This is a genomic window from Streptomyces sp. NPDC091972, assembly GCF_044756385.1.
Lineage (GTDB): Bacteria > Actinomycetota > Actinomycetes > Streptomycetales > Streptomycetaceae > Streptomyces.
In genome coordinates, this window is record NZ_JBIVSV010000009.1 from 184,914 (window position 1) to 201,042 (window position 16,129).

Consider the following 16,129-nt stretch of genomic DNA (forward strand, 5'->3'; position numbering starts at 1 on the left):
AGCCCGTACGGCCCGCCGAGCGGTCAGGCCATGAGGCAATTATTGCCGCATGGCAAACGTTAACGCGTGCGTGTGGCGGTGAACAACATGCCCCCGCCGCCACCGGACAGAGCCGCCGGTCAGCCGAACTGCGGCCTTCCGTGCCAGTCCAGACAGACGATCAGCGCGTCGTCGTCCGGTATGGACTCGCCGCGGTGGCCGGTCAGCTCACGCAGCACGGCGCGCGGCACCTCCGCCGCGGGCAGCAGGCGGGTGGCGTGGATGGCCCGGGCGAGAGCCGCCTCACCGTACGCCTCACCCCTGGGGGAGGCCACGGCGTGGACCCCGTCGCTGACGAAGACGAGCCGGTCACCGGGCTCGGCGTGGAATTCCTGCGCGACGTAGTCGGTCTCCTCGAACATGCCGAGGGGGAGCTGGGCGTCGAAGTCCACCCGCTCCACGGTGCCGCCGCGCAGCCGCAGCAGCTGGGGAGAGCCGGCGTCCACGACGCTCGCCCGGCCGGTCGCCAGATCGAAGTCGAACAGCAGGACGGACAGGTAGCACCGCCCCCGGTAGTGGGCGTACACGGCCTGGTCGGCCAGGGCCGCCTGGTCGGCGATGGACAGCCCGGCGCGCCGGGCGTTGCGCAGCGCGTTGATCGCCAGGTTTGTCAGCAGGGAGGCCTCTATGCCCTCGCCCATGCCGTTGGTGACGTACAGCATCAGATGGTCGGCGGTGGCGGACCAGTCGAAGTTGTCACCGAAGATCGCGTACGCCGGCTCCAGTTGGGCCCCCAGCTCGTACTCGGGGCGGGAGCAGGCGCGGCCGGGCAGCAGTTGCCACTGCATCTCCGCGGCCAGGGTCAGCCGGTCCTTGCGCCGGGCCTGGAGGTACACGTCGGTGTCGCGCTCCGCCACGACCACCTCGTGGCCCAGCACGCCGGCGATGTCGGCCAGTTCCGACTCCCACCGCCGTGCGGCCTCGCTGTCGGACAGAGTGACGGACAGCACGCCGAGCCGGTCGCCGCGCACACTGACCGGCAGGTGCAGCCGCGTCCGCCCGTCGGGCAGGTCCTCCCGGTACGGCTTCTGCGCACCGAAGGCCCGGCCCGCCGCGCTGCTGTGCACCGACACCGGCTCCAGCGTGTGCGGCAGCACCGAGACCGGCTGAAGCACCCGCAGGCTGTAGTCGGCCATGAACAGCTCGACGTCCTCCGCGCCGTACTCCTCGACCAGTACGGCGCGGACGGCGTCGAGCAACTCGTGGGGGGCCGCTGTGCGCAGAGCGCGTTCAGCGGCCAGAAATCTCTTCATGATGGTGTGAACACCTGTCCTTCGCGGGACGACGTACGGGTCTCCCTCACGTGGTGGGCCCGCTTCGACGAGCCCCGTCCTGTGTGGTCGGCGCACGCGCCTAGTACGCTGGCAGGCACCCCAGTGCCTGCGAGAGTGTGATCGTGACTGCCTTCCGCCGCCGCTCCGAGCCTGATGAGGTGGCACGCGTGACGACGACGGCCGTCGAGCTGCTGGAAGTCGTGTGGGGCCGGGCGTCGATCGCGCCCACCTCCGCGTCGCAGCTTCGGGTGCTGTACATCCTCGAACACCACGACGGCATCAACCTGCGCACCCTCGCCGAGTTCCTCGCCTCGACCCCGCCGGCCACGAGCCGGCTGTGCGACCGGCTGGTGGCGGCCGGGCTCGTGGAGCGGGTCGTGTGCGAGGAGAACAGACGTGAGGTGCGGCTGCATCTCAGTGGCCGCGGCCGCGCCTTCCTCGTCGACCTGCGGGCCCGCAGGGAGAGGGAGTTGCAGACCGTGCTGGCGGACATGCCCGCCGCCAAGCGGGTCGCGCTGCTGGAAGGACTGGAGGCGTTCTGCGCCGCCGCGGCGGCGCAGACGCACGACGACGAGGCCGGCTCCGACAGCCGGACCGCCTGAACCGCCGAGCGCGTCGGCGTCCCTGCCACCTCTCGACTCGGGTGACCAGCACACGGAGCGCTCTCCGCCCACCGGAACATTCCAGGTCCTTCCCCGTACGTACGACACGGCCGCTGTGCTGCTTCCTGGCTTCCATTGTCGGACGGCAACAGTGCCTCCGACGCCCTTACCTGAACTCGGTTACCCCGTCGCGCCGAGTTCCTCGGCGGGTGTGCCGTATGTCTCTCGATCGAGGGACACCGTGCATGCGCGGAGCCCTGGAGGGAAGGGTGATGGATTTGCGCTTCGCTTCGCGCCTGTCAGCCGAAGCGCAGGACGCGGGGGGCGAAGGTGCCCTCGGGACCGGCGGCGCGGCCGACCGACCACACCGTCCGCGTGCCCGGCACCGGTGCCAGGCGCAGCGTCCAGGAGTCGCCCTCTCCGGCCACCGCCGGCTCGCCGTACTCGGTGAACGACTGTCCGTTCCAGGCCAGGAAGTCCGGCCCGGGCACGAGGGGCGGCGTGCTGCCCGGCGGGCCCCACTTCTGTGAGCGGGCCACCGAGACCCAGGCGAGTTCGCCGGACGCGTCGGCCGCCAGCGAGGTGACCGAACCGAAGTCGGTGGGCACGGTCACCCTGCTCCACGTCTGCCCGTCGAAGCGGACCAGCAGCGGCGGAATCGGCCGGCCCGGAGGACCGCCCACGAACCCGGCCGTGCCGCCCGCCCACACCTCGGTCGCGGAGACGGCCAGCACACTGCCCACGGCCGACCGCGGGAAGCCGTCCACGATCGTCTGCCGCCAGCCCTGCCCGTCCCAGTGGGACACGGCCGCACCCGAGTCGGCGGCGCCCGCGGCCCAGACGTCGTCGGCGGCCCTGATGTGCAGGCCGTACACCGCTCCCGGCGGTACGGGCACGTCCCGCCAGGCGCGTCCGTCCCGGCGCAGCAGGACCTGGGCGCCGTCCCGCGAACCGATCAGCCAGGTCTCGCCGCCGCCCGCGACGACTCCGGTCAGCACCACACCGGACGGGGGCCGGCTCTCGGACCAGGCGACGCCGTCGAAACGCAGCAGCCGGGCACCGCCCGCCGCGTCGCGGCCCACGGCCCAGACCGCGGCCGGTGAGGTCGCGGCGACGGACAGCAGCTCGCCCTGCCAGCCGGCCCCGGGCAGGTTCTGGCGGCGCCACGCGTTTCCGTCCCAGCGCAGCACCAGCGGGAAGCCCGGCGCCTCGCGGCCGACCGCGTCGGCGCCCACCGCCCACACCAGGTCCGGGCCGAACGCCACAGCCTCGTTGAGCGCGGCCTGCGGGCGGACCCCGGCCGGGACCGGCACGTGCTGCCAGGACAGGGGCTCCGCCGCGGCCGAGCCCATCACGGCGAGCAGGGTCATGGCGAGAGCGAGGGCGGCGACGAACAGTCTGCGTGCCATGGTCAGCCTCCCAGCCGCTCACTCATCAGGTTCGGTTTCGAGCCGTAGACCTCGACCGTGCCGAAGGACAGCAGGGCCGCCCCCGCCCCGGCCAGCGCACGCGGGCGGACGTCGATCGCGTTCGCGCGCTCCGGGCCGTAGGAGAAGGTGGTGCGGGGGCCGTCCACCCGCGCGTACTTGGACTGGAACGCGCGGTCGCTGCGCAGCGGCAGCCACAGCGCGCCGTCCGGGCCGCGCACCATGGCCTCGGTGTGGGTGTCGCCGAGCGGCGGGTGGGTGGTGCGCCAGGCCCGCCCGTTGAAGATCGTCAGGTAGGTGCGGGCGACGCCGTCGGTGTACTGGCTGCCGCCGATCGTGATCCGGCCGGACGGTTCGAGCAGCAGGGTGTGCACGTTGCTGTCGGCAGGCAGGGGCACCCCCGCGTCCCGCCACGCCGTGCCGTCCCAGTGCAGGACGGTCGTCCCGGTTCTGGTGTCCGCCCAGGCCCAGGCGTCCGTGGCGGTGCGCGCGGTGACGCCCATCAGGTACAGCACGCCGTCCGGGGTGGCCTGCGCGGTCCAGCGGGAGCCGTCGTAGTGCAGCACCCTCAGCCCGGTGTCGTCCTCTCCGACCACCCAGGCGGCCCCGGGCACCGCCGCGAAGTCCTGGTACGTCCACAGGGTCTGCGGCAGCGGGACGGTGCTCCACCCTCCCGCCGACCGGCGCAGGATCTCGCCCTCGCCGGCGCGGTTGTGGAGGATCCATGTCTCCGCGCCGACGAACTGCACCTCGCCGAGCCAACCCGGCTCACCGGCGCCGGGGAAGGCGGTGTCCCGGCTCCACGCGGTGCCGTCCCAGCGGTACAGCAGCGGCATGGCCCCGTCGGATGCCTGCTCGTACCCGGTCGCCCACGCCTCGCCCGGTCCGCGCGCGGCGAGGTCCGACACGGCCACGGGCGGTGCCGCCGCCGGCACGGTCAGCGCCGCCCAGCCCGGCGTCGCGCCCCGGCCCGGCGTCACGGCGGCGGCCGGCGACACCAGCGCGGCGCAGGTGATCACGAGGCAGACGACGACCGCACGGAGCCCGTTCACGAGACCTCCCAGTACGCGAAGGCCGCACAGGCTATTGGCCTTCACCGGGCCGTGGACAGACGTCATCCGGCCGATCGTGGGCCCGGGCGCACGCCTCAGACGGACGTGGTGGCCGCCCGGTCCGACGTGGGCTCCAGGCGTACGACGATGCCCTTCGACGTCGGCTGGTTGCTGATGTCGGCGACGCTGTCCAGCGGCACCAGGACGTTGGTCTCGGGGTAGTAGGCGGCGGCGGAACCCGGTGCCGCCGGGTAGGGGACCACCTCGAAGTTCTCGGCGCGCCGCTCGGTGCCGTCCGCCCAGACGCTCACCAGGTCGACGCGGTCGCCCTGGGCGAGACCGAGTCCTTCGAGGTCGACGGGGTTGACGAGCACGACGTGGCGGCTGCCGTGGATGCCGCGGTAGCGGTCGTCGAGCGTGTACGGGACGGTGTTCCACTGGTCGTGCGAGCGCAGGGTCTGCAACAGCAGATGTCCCGCGGGGGCCTTGGGGACCACTCGCTCGTTGCGGGTGAACAGCGCCTTGCCGGCCGACGTGTTGAACACGCCCTCGTTGACGGGGTTGGGGAGCTGGAAGCCGCCGGGGCGGGTCACGCGGGCGTTGAAGTCGTGGAATCCCGGCACGATGCGTGAGATGCGGTCGCGGATGGTGCCGTAGTCCCCCTCGAACCGGTCCCAGGGGATGTCCGGGTTGCCGCCGAGGGTGCGGCGGGCGAGCCGGCAGAGGATCGCGACCTCGCTCAGCAGCAGGTGCGAGGCGGGTTCGAGGCGCCCCTGGGAGGTGTGCACCTCGCTCATGGAGTTCTCCACGGTGACGAACTGCTCGCCGTCGGCCTGGACGTCCCGCTCGGTGCGGCCGAGGGTCGGCAGGATCAGCGCCGTGTCACCGCAGACGGTGTGCGACCGGTTCAGCTTGGTGGAGATGTGGGCGGTCAGCCGGCACGACCGCATCGCCTCCTCGGTGACCTCGCTGTCGGGGGCGGCGCGCACGAAGTTGCCGGCCAGGGCGAGGAACACCTTGACGCGGCCCTCGCGCATCGCCTTGATCGAGTTCACCGAGTCGAGTCCGTGCGGGCGCGGCGGGTCGAAACCGAACTCCTTCTGGAGCGCGTCGAGGAACGAGTCCGGCATCTGCTCCCAGATGCCCATGGTGCGGTCGCCCTGGACGTTGCTGTGCCCGCGCACCGGGCAGACGCCGGTCCCGGCCCGCCCCAGGTTGCCGCGCAGCATCATGAAGTTGACGATCTCCCGGATGGTGGGCACCCCGTGCTTGTGCTGCGTGATGCCCATCGCCCAGCACACGACGACGCGCTCGCTGCGCAGGACCTCGTCGTGGACCTTCTCGATCTCCTCGCGGGTCAGACCGGTCGCCGCGCGCACGTCGTCCCAGTCGACGGTGCGGGCGTGCTCGGCGAACTCCTCGAAGCCGGACGTGTGCGCGTCGATGAAGTCGTGGTCCAGGACGGTGCCGGGCCGGGCGTCCTCGGCCTCCAGCAGCAGACGGTTCAGGGCCTGGAAGAGGGCGAGGTCACCGCCGGGCTTGATGTGCAGGAAGCGGTCGGCGATCTGGGTGCCGCGGCCGATGACCCCGCGAGCCTTCTGCGGGTTCTTGAAGCGCCGCAGCCCGGCCTCGGGCAGCGGGTTGACCGCCACGATGCGGGCACCGTTGCGCTTGGCCTCCTCCAGGGCGGAGAGCTGGCGCGGATGGTTGGTGCCGGGGTTCTGCCCGACCAGGAAGATCAGGTCGGCGTGGTGGAGGTCGTCGAGGCTGACGGTGCCCTTGCCGGTGCCGAGCGTCTCGCTCAGGGCGAAGCCGCTCGACTCGTGGCACATGTTGGAGCAGTCGGGCAGGTTGTTGGTGCCGAAGGCCCGGGCGAAGAGCTGGAGCACGAAGGCGGCCTCGTTGCTGGCCCGCCCCGAGGTGTAGAAGACGGCCTCGTCGGGCGAGGACAGCGAGGTGAGCTCCTCGGCGATCACGCCCAGGGCGTCGTTCCAGCTCGTGGGCTCGTAGTGGTCGGAGCCCGGCCGCTTGATCATCGGCTCGGTGAGCCGGCCCTGCTGGTTGAGCCACATGTCGGAGCGTGCCGCGAGGTCGGAGACGCTGTGCTCACGGAAGAAGTCGGCGGTGATCCGGCGCTTCGTGGCCTCGTCGTTGATGTGCTTGGCGCCGTTCTCGCAGTACTCGTTGCGATGGCGGTGCCCCGGGGCCGGATCCGCCCAGGCACAGCCGGGACAGTCGATCCCGCCCACCTGGTTCATGGCCAGCAGGTCCACCCCGGTCCGGCGCGGGGACGTCTGCTCCAGGGAGTACTCCAGCGCGTGCACGACGGCGGGCACCCCGGCCGCCCACTTCTTCGGCGGTGTCACGGAGAGGGTGGTCTCCGGCTCCTCGCCGGGCGGGTTCTGCATCGCATCGCCTTTCTCTTGCCGCGACGGGCTCGCCGCTGTGTCCTGCGTGTCCGGTACGCCGGTCAGCCGACGGGCCACTGGGCCACCCGGCTCCTCGGCGGTTCCGGGTGGTCGTGCTGTACTCGCCCGTTGCGGATGGTGCCGCGCCAGGCCCCGCCCTCCTGTCCCAGGCCCTCGATGAACAGTTTGAAGTTCTGCAGTTCGCGGCGCACCAGCCGAGAGGTCACCTGGGCGACCTTGGAGGACCCGGTGAGCCGTTTCGCGGCTCCGCGCGGCTGAAGCAGCATCCGGACGGTGATGGCCGTGCCGCCCGACTCCGTCGGCCTGAACTCGACCTCGCCCTGATGGGAGGGGCGCAGTTCCAGGCCACGCCAGGCCAGGTAGGCGTCGGGGTCCTGCTCGACGATCTCCACCGAGAAGCGATGGCGCAGCGGCCCGAAGCCGATGGTCCAGGCGGTCACGGTGGGCCTGACCTGCTCCACGTCGTGCACCACGTGCGAGAACCGGGAGAAGGTCTTGAACTGCGTCCACTGGTTGTACGCCGTCCGCACCGGCACCGCGACCTCGACCGTCTCCTCCACGTGCCGCCTGCGCAGCGGACGGCGGCGCGTGACGCCGTCGGCGTCGGGGCGCATCCCCGGCGGGTTCGGGACGGCCTGCTGGGAGTCGTGTTCAGGCACCATCGTGGCCTCTCCTCCGGGGCGGGCGCCGGGGGCATGGCACCCCAGGCCCCTGTGTGCGTCAGGGCTCCTCTACCGGTTCCCGCATCGGGGTCTTCGAGTCGTCCCGATGCGGTCGGCGTTCCGGGCGGTGCGGGGTCGCGAGGCGCAGGGCCTCGCCGTCGACCTGGAACTCTGGCGGCGGGTTGCGGACGAGGAGCCGCGGTTCGGACCGGGTGTCGACGCGTGCGGGCCCCCCGGGCTGGTCCGACTTCCGCCCTGAGCCGGGCCGTGGCGGTGACGCGGTGTCCGAGCACAGCCGCGGGACCCGTCAGGGAAGAACGGCCGTGTGCCGTCACCGGCAGGCGTTCACCTCACAGGGCGGGCGGGCCGTCGGTCCGGGTCTCCAGGGCGTGCAGGACGGCCACCATGTCCTCGTCGCCGTGGCCCTGTTCGACGGCCTCGGCGTACAGGGCGTGGCAGGCGTCCAGGAGCGGGGAGGCCAGGCCGGCCTTGCGGGCGGCCTCGGCGATCAGACGGTTGTTCTCCAGGACGTTGCCGGCGGCGGCCTGCACGCTGAAGTCGCGGGCCAGCAGCTTGGGCCCCTTCACCCGCGAGACGGCGCTGGCCATCGGGCCCGCGTCCAGGACGTCCCGGAGCAGGCGCTGGTCGAGCCCGTGCCGGTCGGCGAAGTGGAACGCCTCGGTCAGCCCGGTGACCAGGGTGATCAGGAACAGGTTCACCGAGAACTTCATCTGCAGCGCGCCGGGGACCGCTCCGCAGTCGAACGTCTCCCGGCACATGGCGGCCAGCAGGGGACGTACGGCGGCGACGGCGTCGTCGTCACCCGCCGTCATGCCCACCAGTTCACCCTGCTCGGCGGGGATACGGGAGCCGGAGACGGGAGCCTCGACGTACCGTCCGCCCACCGCCCTGACGGCCTCCTGGAGGCCGGCCGAGTACTCGGCCGAGGTCGTGCCCATGTGGACGACCGTCCGCCCCGACACCAGAGCGGCGAAGTCCGGGGTGGCGCGCTTCAGCACGGTGTCCACGGCGGTCTCGTCGGCCAGCATGAGGAAGACGGTCCCGGCCCGGCCGAAGACCTCGGCGGGACTCGCGGCGACCTCCGCTCCCGCGGCGCGCAGGGCCTCGCTGCGGCCGGGGGTGCGGTTCCACACGACGAGAGGCGTGCCGGCCCGGGCGAGGTTGAGGGCCATGGGATGCCCCATGGTGCCGAGGCCGATGAATCCCACGTACACGAGGCACCGCCTTCTCCGGCCCGCGCCGAAGCCGAGCCGCTGCCGCACACTATGACAGCGGTCATAGTAAGCGTCTCTATGACAGCGGTCATAGAGTGGGTGCGGAACTGCACCGGACAGGGAGGTCGGCGATGGCGGGGGCCGAGAGGGGAGCCCGGGAACGGATGGTCTTCAGCGCGGCCCAGCTCATCCGGCGCGAGGGAGTCGCCGCCACGGGCATGCGCGACGTGGCCGCCCACGCCGGCGCGCCGCGCGGTTCGCTCCAGCACTACTTCCCCGGCGGCAAGGAGCAACTGGTCAACGAGGCCGTGCAGTGGGCGGGCCGGTACGCCGGCAACCGGGTCGCCCGCTTCCTCGCCGCCCTGCCCGAACCGACACCGAGCGGGCTGTTCGCCGCGATGGTGCGCCAGTGGACCGACGAGTACGAGAGCGCCGGTTTCGCCGGTGGCTGCCCGGTCGCCGCCGCCACCGTGGACTGGGCGGAGTCGACCGCGTCCACCCGGGCGGCGGTGGCGGAGGCGTTCGCGACCTGGACCGGTCCGGTGACCCGGGCACTGGCCGACATGGGCGTGCCCCAGGAGCGGGCCGGGGCGCTGGCCACCCTCATGGTCAGCTCGTTGGAGGGGGCGATCCTCATGGCCCGGGCGCAGCGGGACGTGGGTCCGCTGACGACCGTGGCCCGGGAACTCGGCCCCCTCCTCGACGCGGCGGTGCGTCGAGAGGGCTGACCTGCGTCGAGGCGACTCCAGGGGGCTCATGCGGCGGGCGGTGCGATGTGTTCTCGCGGCAGGCGTGAGGGTGTGGCTGTTGGGGCGGGTGCGGGTCCGTCGTGGCCGGTCGCGCAGTTCCCCGCGCCCCTGGGTGGGTGCAGTCGCGCACGCCACGATGGACCGTCTGCCGCGTCAGCCGAGGCGTCACCGGCGGTACCGGACCGGTTCGAGGGCGGGCGTTCCGGGACATGCGCCGTGCTCCGCGCACGGACGGCCGGTAGCCTCCCGGGGTCGTGTGCGGCGTTCGGACGGCCGGCAGTTGTCCGAGGATCGTGCTCTGCGCTCAGACCGCCGACGGCCGCCCGGGGGCGTGTGCTGCGCCCGGACCGCCGACGGCCACCCGGGGGGCGTGTGCGGCGCTCGGACCACCGGCAGTCGTCCGAGGATCGTGCTCTGCGCTCAGACCGCCGACGGCCGCCCGGGGGTCGTGCCGTGTGTTCAGACGGCTGGCAGTCACCCGGGGTCGTGTGCTGCGCCCTGACCGCCGACGGCCACCCGGGGGTCGTGTCCTGCGCCCAGACGGCCAGCAGTGGCCCGACCGTCGTGCCCTATACCCGGACCGACGGCAGCCGCCCGACCGTCGTGGCCTGCGCCCGGACCGACGGCAGCCGCCCGACCATCGTGGCCTGCGCCCGGACCCACGGCAGCCCCCGACGGTCGTGGCCTGCGCCCAGACCGCCCGCAGCCGCCCGACGTGCCCGGCGGCGAGGTCGGCGGCGCTGGGTTGCGCCGTGGTGGCCCACGCCCACCTGTCGGCCGGCCCGGAGCGGGCCCGGCCGCGACTAGCGGGCCGGCGACGGGGCTCCGGTGTCGCCGACACTCGCAGGGCTCCGCAGGATGGCGCTCGCCACCACGTCGAAGAGGTGGTCGGAGCGGGCGGCGAGCGAGGGCTGGTCGCTGAGCCAGGCGAGTGACCCGGCCAGCGCGAACAGGTCGGTGCCGTCGATGTCGGCCCGCGCCAGGCCCTCCGCCTGGGCGCGGGTCAGGAGTCGTGTGCCGGCGGCGCGCATCGCGACACACGAGGCGTGCAGCGCGGACTGCGGGTCCTCGATGGCCGTCACCATCAGCTCCACGACGCCCCGGTAGTTGTGCGCGCAGGCGACGAAGTCGCGCAGCCACGAGGCCAGGGCGTCGTCCGGTCGCGTCGATGTCTCAAGGGCGGCAGCCTGCGCCGCCAGTTCGTCGAAGCTCGTGCGGAGAAGTGCTTCGAGGAGTGCCTCACGGGTGGGGAAGTGGCGGATCAGCGTGGCGAGTCCCACGCCGGCCCGGCGGGCGATGTCGCGCAGCGACGCGTCGACGCCCTGCTCGGTGATGACGGTGCCCGCAACCGTGAGCAGGTGATCGTGATTCTTCCTGGCGTCGGCTCGCATCTGCCCCTCTTGACTATCCGGATCAGTGATCCATATATTCGGATCAGTGAACCGGATACCCGGATCGCTGATCCGGATAAGCCTATCCCGCAACGCGGCAGGAGAACACGATGCCCAGACACACGATGAGCGCGATCCGTCTGCACGAGTTCGGCGGCCCCGAGGTGCTGCGCCACGAGGAGGTGCCGATCCCAGAACCGGGACCGGGGGAGGTGCTCGTGCGCGTGCACGCCGTGGGCCTCAACCCTCCCGACTGGTACGCGCGTGAGGGGATGCCCGACGTGCCTCCCGAACTCAAGCCCCCGTTCCACCTCCCCCTGATCCCGGGGACCGACGTCTCGGGCGTCGTCGAGGCAGTCGGCGCCGACGTCGACGGCCTCGCGGTCGGGGAGGAGGTGATGGGCCTCCTGCGCTTCCCCGAGGCCCTCCAGGCCGGCGCCTACGCCGAGTACGTCACCGCACCGGCGTCCGACCTCGCCCGCAAGCCGGCTTCCCTCGACCACGTACACGCCGCGGGCCTGCCCATGTCGGGGCTGACGGCGTGGCAGTTCCTGATCGAGCTCGGGCACGACCACCCCTCGCCGTTCCAGGCGGCCCGGCACCGCCCGATGGCGCTCGGCGGCGGGACCACGGTGCTCGTCAACGGGGCCGCCGGCGGCGTGGGTCATCTCGCTCTCCAACTGGCCAAGTGGAAAGGGGCCCGTGTCATCGCCGTGGCCTCCGGCGCCCACGAGACGTTCCTGCGCGGTCTCGGTGCCGACGAGTTCGTCGACTACACCAAGGACCGCCCGGAAGAGGTCGTCCGCGAGGTCGATCTCGTCCTCGACACCGTCGGCGGCCCCGACAGCAGGCGCTTCCTGCGGACCATCAAGCGCGGCGGGGCCCTCTACCCCGTGTACTTCGGCGACTTCGACGACGAGGAGAACGCCAGGCTCGGTGTCACCGTCACGGCCACCCAGGTCCGCTCCAACGGCGCGCAGCTCGCCGAACTGGGCCGCCTGGTCGACGCGGGGAAGGTCAGGGTCGCGATCGACAGCACGTTTGCGCTCAAAGACGCCCAGGCAGCCCACGAACGTGCCGCCCGGGGGCATATCCAGGGGAAGATCGTCCTCACGGCATGACAAGCTGTGCTTCCCACTGACCGAACCCAGGAGGTCACCATGACCGCAGACGCTGCATCCCCGGAAGGTTCGGAACCGGCCGACCCCGAGAAGCCGGCCCTCGCACCCGACAGCGACGGCAACTACGACCTCAAACAGAAGTTCCGTGAGGCTCTCGCCCGCAAGCGCGGTGCGCAGGCGGAGGCCGCCGACCTCGCCGCCAACTCCCACGCGTCGAAGATCCGGGGGACGCACGGCCCGGCGTCGAGCCAGCGGTCGTTCCGGCGCAAGAGCGGGGGCTGAGCCTCACGGCACCCGCCCGGAGCGGGGGCGGTGCTCCGCTCCGTCTCCGGGTGTGCCCGGGAGCGCGTGCTCCCGGGCACCTCGCACCTCGCCGACGGCCGACTCCCCGCCCGGGACGCCCCGTTGATCGACGTGCCGCACCCGCATAGGTTCCGGCGTATGACGAACGTACGGATCGGTGTGATGTACGACCGCGACTGGGCCCCCGAGGAGCTGCCCGGGTTCGCCCGGGAGGCCGAGGCGCTCGGTGCGGACGACCTGTGGGTCGTCGAGGACCTCGGGTGGAACGGCGGGGTGTCCGCGGCGGCCGTGGCCCTGGGCGCCACGGAACGCATCAGGGTCGGCATCGGCATCGCCCCCGCCCCGTTGCGCAGCCCGGCCCTCCTCGCGATGGAACTGGCCACGCTGGCACGGGTGTTCCCCGGCCGACTGGTGGCGGGCATCGGCCACGGCGTGCAGGAGTGGATGGCCCAGGTGGGCGCCGCGGCCCGCTCCCCGCTGGCCCTGCTGGAGGAGACGATCACCTCGGTACGCGCGCTGCTGCGCGGCGAGCGCGTGGAGCTGGCGGGACGTGAAGTACGCCTGGACGGCGTCGAGTTGACGCATCCCCCGGCCGAGGTGCCGCCGGTGGTCGCGGGTGTGGTGCGCCCTCGCTCCCTGGAACTGTCCGGACGGGTCGCGGACGGCACCGTCATCACGGAGGGCCACGGTCCGCAGGACCTGGCGAACGCCCGCGCGCTGACGGGGAAGGGCGGCGCCGCCTCCGACCACACCCTGACGGTCCTCGCCTTCGCCTGCGTCGGAGACGACGCCGACGAGGTGGCCCGGACCCTGCACCCGAGCATCGAGGGCCACGCCGCCTGGCTCGGCCGCCCGCCGCACGAGGTGTTCACCGTCTCGGGCCCGGCGGCGCAGGCTGCCGGGCGCATCCGCGAACTGGCGACGGCCGGCGCCGACACGGTCGTCCTGCGGATCTCCGGCCCGGAACCGCTGCGGCAGCTCAAGGCCGTACTGGAGGCCGCGCGCCAGAACTGACGTACACGGAGAGCGAATTACTTGGGCGGCAGGCTCGCCGCGAACGCCCGCCCCTCGTCGACCCACGCCCGCAGCGCCTCGTCCTCCGTCACGGCGGACCCGGCGACCAGCACCCAGCCGCGCATCGGCCGGCCCGTCATGTCGCAGGGCCGCGTGCCGGGCCGGGCGAGGGCCGCGTCGGTGGCGTCGGGGCCGATGCGGACCATGAGGTCGTCACCGGTCACACCGACGGCCAGGTTGCCCCGGTACAGGAAGGTGATGCTGCCGAACATGCGCCGCTCGGCGACGCCGGGATGCGCGCCCAGACAGTGCCGGATGCGCTCGGCGAGCCCTTCGTCGTACGCCATCAGTTGTCTCCTTGCCGCTCGGAGAGCCTGCGCCCGAGGTCGCGCAGGTCCTTGGTGAGGGAGGAACGGACCCGGCGGGCGAGCAGGGGCGCTGCCAGGCGGAGCAGACCGCCGGGGCCTCCGCGTACCCGAATGACCGCGAGTGTGCCACGCGTGTGCGGCGTGAAGGAGTAGGTCACGTGCATCGGCATGGGAGCGGCCACGGAGACCATGTCCAGGAGTCCAGGGGGATCGTACGCGGCCACCCGCAGGACGTAGTCGATGCGCCGGCCGAGGAAGCGTGCGGTGCGGGTGACCTCGGCGCCCGTCCCGAAGCCGCCGCCGTCCGCCTCCCGGGTGAGTTGCGCCGTACGGATGCCCTGCGTCCACTCGGCGTCGTGGCGCCAGTCCATGGCGTACCCGGCCACCCGCTCGGGCGGCAGCGGGATCAGGCGTCGCACCGTCACGTCGACGGTCATCGTGTCACCGCCTCGCCTCCTGCCCCGGCACCGGTCGTCGTCGGTGCCCGGTCGTCTCCAGCATGGCCGGGATCGGCGGCGGGCGCGCCCGCGGGCCGGTGCCAGTCCGTCGGGGCCGGGAGGTGCACGGATGCGGTGGTGGGCCGGTGGGCGTGTGCGCCGGGGGTGGTGGTCCTGTTGGCGTGCGGAGGCTCGTCCGGAGAGGCCTCCGGGGGCGGCTCCGCCCCGCCGTCGACCGGTGAGTCCGCGTCCGCGTTCGCGTCGGGGACGGAGTCGGCGGGGCCCTCGGCGGTACCGACGGCGGGCCCGACCGGACCGAGCCCATCCGCGTCGGATGCTGTGCCCTCGGGGCTGATGAGCTGTGTCCCGGCCTCCGGCGTCCGGCCCCCTGCGCTCGGCCTGATGTCTCAGGACCCCCAACCCGTCCGCGGTGGTGACCCGCCCTCGAATTTTCAGGAACCCGCCAGCAGATCCGCGGTGGCCGCGTCCCAGTCGACCTCGGCCAGCTCGCGACCGGCGGGTACGAGCTCGTAGGTGTGCTCCAGCCACTCCTCCAGCGGGGGCACCGGAAGTTCGAAGAGAGCCGCCATGTCCCGGGAGGCCAACTGGAGCCACGCGGTGCCCCCGCCAACGGAACGCGCGGGCCACATCTGCACGTCACCGAGTCCGCTGGCCGAGCGGAGGCCCTGCCGCAGGAGGTCACGGCCGATCCGCCACAGCACCCGGGGACCGCCCTCTACGACCAGCACCATGGACACGGCCAGGGGAGTCTCCGGGTCGAAACGGAACTCCGCCCTGATCGTCTGCCGGGCGGCGACGTCCAGCACGCGCTCGACGTCCAGGACCAGCTCCGGGCAGGCGTACGACGGAGGCCGGGACTGTACACCGGGTTGGTTGCTGCTCATTGCGGGTGGATCCTTCCCCGTGGCGAAAGCTGACGCCACCCACCCTGGTCGCTTCAAAGGCGTCGTTCATAAGTCACTTGACCGGCCGCTTCGCCCGAGTCGCGGTGCGGGGTGCTCAGCGGGCGCCCCGGAAAGCGGAGCGGGATCCGGATCCCCGCCGCCTCGAACGAAGGCGCTTCCCCGGGGCGCTCCAGCCTCCGAGGGTGCTGCGGCCATGAACATTAAGTCATTCGACTGTCGCCCCCCGACCAGCCCCTCAACGATGCTGAAACCGTCGCCGGCGTGCCGGAGCCGGATGATCGTCATGCTCGGAGGAGCCCGTTGTGAACCACACTCCCGTCGTCTTCATCCACGGCACCTGGCTGCACGCGCTGTCCTGGGAGTCATGGGCGGAGCGCTTCGCCGGCCGGGGGTTCCACGCGTTCACACCCGGCTGGCCGGGGGAGGCGGCCGCCGTCGGGGAACTGCGCAAGTCGCCCGGGACCATCGCGGGCATCGGCCTCGACGTGCTCACCGACCACTACGCCGGCATCGTCCGCTCGTTCGACACCGCTCCGGTGATCGTCGGCCACTCCGTCGGCGGTCTCATCGCGCAGCACCTCCTCGCCGCCAACATCGGCCGGGCCGCCGTGGCCATCGCGCCCGCCCCCATCAACGACATCGCACTGCCCGACGCCCCGGCCCGGTTGTGGACCCCGGACCTGACCGACGCCGAACCCTTGGTGACGCTCTCCCCGGGGCAGTTCCACCACGTGTTCGCGAACACCGCCACGGCGGAGGAGTCGGACCGGCTCTTCGAGCGCTACGTCGTTCCCGCCCCCCGCCGTCTGCTCGACGACCTCGGACACGCGAGCGCGGCACGTGAACGGTACGCCGTGGTGGACGTCGGCAACGCCGACCGCGGCCCGTTGCTGCTGATCTCCGGCCAGGAGGATCTGCTGGTACCCGACTCCGTGACGCGCGCCGCGTACAAGCAGTACGGCGACTCCACGGCCGTCACCGACCTCAAGCAGTTCGCGGACCGCGCCCACTCCCTGGTCATCGACAACGGATGGCGGTTCGTCGCCGACTACGTGCTCGGGTGGCTGGAGGAGTACGGCCTGCGCACCCACCCCGGCTAG

Annotated in this window: 16 protein-coding genes; 6 read left to right on the plus strand and 10 right to left on the minus strand. The window is 72.6% G+C overall.

Annotation, left to right across the window (positions count from 1 at the left end; genetic code table 11):
• Positions 1 to 119: 119 nt before the first annotated feature.
• Complete coding sequence (locus ACIQJT_RS26240) at positions 120 to 1,292, minus strand: PP2C family protein-serine/threonine phosphatase (RefSeq protein ID WP_402647382.1); 1,173 nt, start codon at positions 1,290 to 1,292, stop codon at positions 120 to 122.
• A gap of 188 nt (positions 1,293 to 1,480) precedes the next feature.
• Here ACIQJT_RS26240 and ACIQJT_RS26245 point away from each other — a divergent pair, with 188 nt between their 5' ends.
• Positions 1,481 to 1,915: a MarR family transcriptional regulator gene (locus tag ACIQJT_RS26245; RefSeq protein ID WP_402647385.1), complete on the plus strand. Its 435-nt coding sequence runs from the start codon at positions 1,481 to 1,483 to the stop codon at positions 1,913 to 1,915.
• A gap of 299 nt (positions 1,916 to 2,214) precedes the next feature.
• On the opposite strand, the gene ACIQJT_RS26250 is transcribed toward ACIQJT_RS26245, so the two are convergent.
• The 5 genes from ACIQJT_RS26250 to ACIQJT_RS26270 form a co-directional block, all read right to left on the minus strand.
• Complete coding sequence (locus ACIQJT_RS26250) at positions 2,215 to 3,324, minus strand: hypothetical protein (RefSeq protein WP_402647388.1); 1,110 nt, start codon at positions 3,322 to 3,324, stop codon at positions 2,215 to 2,217.
• 2 nt (positions 3,325 to 3,326) lie between these two features.
• Positions 3,327 to 4,394, minus strand: coding sequence for a hypothetical protein (locus tag ACIQJT_RS26255; RefSeq protein ID WP_402647391.1), 1,068 nt, complete (start codon positions 4,392 to 4,394; stop codon positions 3,327 to 3,329).
• A gap of 95 nt (positions 4,395 to 4,489) precedes the next feature.
• Positions 4,490 to 6,802 (minus strand): FdhF/YdeP family oxidoreductase, encoded by a 2,313-nt coding sequence (locus ACIQJT_RS26260; RefSeq protein WP_402647394.1) that lies wholly within the window; start codon positions 6,800 to 6,802, stop codon positions 4,490 to 4,492.
• Between the two features lie 62 nt (positions 6,803 to 6,864).
• Entirely contained in the window at positions 6,865 to 7,485 is a 621-nt protein-coding gene (locus tag ACIQJT_RS26265; protein ID WP_402647397.1) for an SRPBCC family protein, read from the minus strand.
• Positions 7,486 to 7,835: 350 nt separating this feature from the next.
• Positions 7,836 to 8,720, minus strand: a complete 885-nt coding sequence (locus ACIQJT_RS26270; protein ID WP_402647400.1) for an NAD(P)-dependent oxidoreductase — start codon at positions 8,718 to 8,720, stop codon at positions 7,836 to 7,838.
• A gap of 131 nt (positions 8,721 to 8,851) precedes the next feature.
• Between ACIQJT_RS26270 and ACIQJT_RS26275 the strand changes: the two genes are divergently transcribed.
• Positions 8,852 to 9,448 (plus strand): TetR/AcrR family transcriptional regulator, encoded by a 597-nt coding sequence (locus ACIQJT_RS26275; protein ID WP_402647403.1) that lies wholly within the window; start codon positions 8,852 to 8,854, stop codon positions 9,446 to 9,448.
• Between the two features lie 824 nt (positions 9,449 to 10,272).
• Here the strand turns inward: ACIQJT_RS26275 and ACIQJT_RS26280 are convergent.
• Positions 10,273 to 10,860 carry a helix-turn-helix domain-containing protein gene (locus tag ACIQJT_RS26280; RefSeq protein WP_365460850.1) on the minus strand — a complete coding sequence of 196 codons (588 nt, stop codon included), beginning with the start codon at positions 10,858 to 10,860 and terminating at the stop codon, positions 10,273 to 10,275.
• Positions 10,861 to 10,970: 110 nt separating this feature from the next.
• On the opposite strand from ACIQJT_RS26280, the gene ACIQJT_RS26285 reads away from it, so the two are divergent.
• From ACIQJT_RS26285 to ACIQJT_RS26295, 3 genes are all read left to right on the plus strand, one after another.
• Positions 10,971 to 11,981 carry an NADP-dependent oxidoreductase gene (locus ACIQJT_RS26285; RefSeq protein ID WP_402647406.1) on the plus strand — a complete coding sequence of 337 codons (1,011 nt, stop codon included), beginning with the start codon at positions 10,971 to 10,973 and terminating at the stop codon, positions 11,979 to 11,981.
• Positions 11,982 to 12,020: 39 nt separating this feature from the next.
• Entirely contained in the window at positions 12,021 to 12,263 is a 243-nt protein-coding gene (locus tag ACIQJT_RS26290) for a DUF5302 domain-containing protein (RefSeq protein WP_365460854.1), read from the plus strand.
• A gap of 159 nt (positions 12,264 to 12,422) precedes the next feature.
• Positions 12,423 to 13,298: an LLM class flavin-dependent oxidoreductase gene (locus tag ACIQJT_RS26295; RefSeq protein WP_365460856.1), complete on the plus strand. Its 876-nt coding sequence runs from the start codon at positions 12,423 to 12,425 to the stop codon at positions 13,296 to 13,298.
• Between the two features lie 17 nt (positions 13,299 to 13,315).
• On the opposite strand, the gene ACIQJT_RS26300 is transcribed toward ACIQJT_RS26295, so the two are convergent.
• The 3 genes from ACIQJT_RS26300 to ACIQJT_RS26310 form a co-directional block, all read right to left on the minus strand.
• Positions 13,316 to 13,645 (minus strand): TfoX/Sxy family protein, encoded by a 330-nt coding sequence (locus ACIQJT_RS26300; protein WP_402647411.1) that lies wholly within the window; start codon positions 13,643 to 13,645, stop codon positions 13,316 to 13,318.
• The gene (locus ACIQJT_RS26305) at positions 13,645 to 14,103 is read right to left on the minus strand and encodes an SRPBCC family protein (RefSeq protein WP_365460860.1); all 459 of its coding nucleotides are present in this window, start codon (positions 14,101 to 14,103) and stop codon (positions 13,645 to 13,647) included. The genes ACIQJT_RS26300 and ACIQJT_RS26305 overlap by 1 nt, the downstream gene beginning before the upstream one ends.
• A gap of 452 nt (positions 14,104 to 14,555) precedes the next feature.
• The gene (locus tag ACIQJT_RS26310; RefSeq protein ID WP_365460862.1) at positions 14,556 to 15,008 is read right to left on the minus strand and encodes an SsgA family sporulation/cell division regulator; all 453 of its coding nucleotides are present in this window, start codon (positions 15,006 to 15,008) and stop codon (positions 14,556 to 14,558) included.
• Between the two features lie 323 nt (positions 15,009 to 15,331).
• Between ACIQJT_RS26310 and ACIQJT_RS26315 the strand changes: the two genes are divergently transcribed.
• The gene (locus tag ACIQJT_RS26315; RefSeq protein ID WP_402647415.1) at positions 15,332 to 16,129 is read left to right on the plus strand and encodes an alpha/beta hydrolase; all 798 of its coding nucleotides are present in this window, start codon (positions 15,332 to 15,334) and stop codon (positions 16,127 to 16,129) included.

Excerpts from the sequence above, each read along its gene's own strand:
- ACIQJT_RS26240 (WP_402647382.1), bottom strand. The coding sequence starts at position 1,292 with ATGAAGAGATTTCTGGCCGCTGAACGCGCTCTGCGCACAGCGGCCCCC.
- ACIQJT_RS26250 (WP_402647388.1), bottom strand. The coding sequence starts at position 3,324 with ATGGCACGCAGACTGTTCGTCGCCGCCCTCGCTCTCGCCATGACCCTG.
- ACIQJT_RS26260 (WP_402647394.1), bottom strand. The coding sequence starts at position 6,802 with ATGCAGAACCCGCCCGGCGAGGAGCCGGAGACCACCCTCTCCGTGACA.
- ACIQJT_RS26265 (WP_402647397.1), bottom strand. The coding sequence starts at position 7,485 with ATGGTGCCTGAACACGACTCCCAGCAGGCCGTCCCGAACCCGCCGGGG.
- ACIQJT_RS26275 (WP_402647403.1), top strand. The coding sequence starts at position 8,852 with ATGGCGGGGGCCGAGAGGGGAGCCCGGGAACGGATGGTCTTCAGCGCG.
- ACIQJT_RS26280 (WP_365460850.1), bottom strand. The coding sequence starts at position 10,860 with ATGCGAGCCGACGCCAGGAAGAATCACGATCACCTGCTCACGGTTGCG.
- ACIQJT_RS26285 (WP_402647406.1), top strand. The coding sequence starts at position 10,971 with ATGCCCAGACACACGATGAGCGCGATCCGTCTGCACGAGTTCGGCGGC.
- ACIQJT_RS26290 (WP_365460854.1), top strand. The coding sequence starts at position 12,021 with ATGACCGCAGACGCTGCATCCCCGGAAGGTTCGGAACCGGCCGACCCC.
- ACIQJT_RS26295 (WP_365460856.1), top strand. The coding sequence starts at position 12,423 with ATGACGAACGTACGGATCGGTGTGATGTACGACCGCGACTGGGCCCCC.
- ACIQJT_RS26300 (WP_402647411.1), bottom strand. The coding sequence starts at position 13,645 with ATGGCGTACGACGAAGGGCTCGCCGAGCGCATCCGGCACTGTCTGGGC.
- ACIQJT_RS26305 (WP_365460860.1), bottom strand. The coding sequence starts at position 14,103 with ATGACCGTCGACGTGACGGTGCGACGCCTGATCCCGCTGCCGCCCGAG.
- ACIQJT_RS26310 (WP_365460862.1), bottom strand. The coding sequence starts at position 15,008 with ATGAGCAGCAACCAACCCGGTGTACAGTCCCGGCCTCCGTCGTACGCC.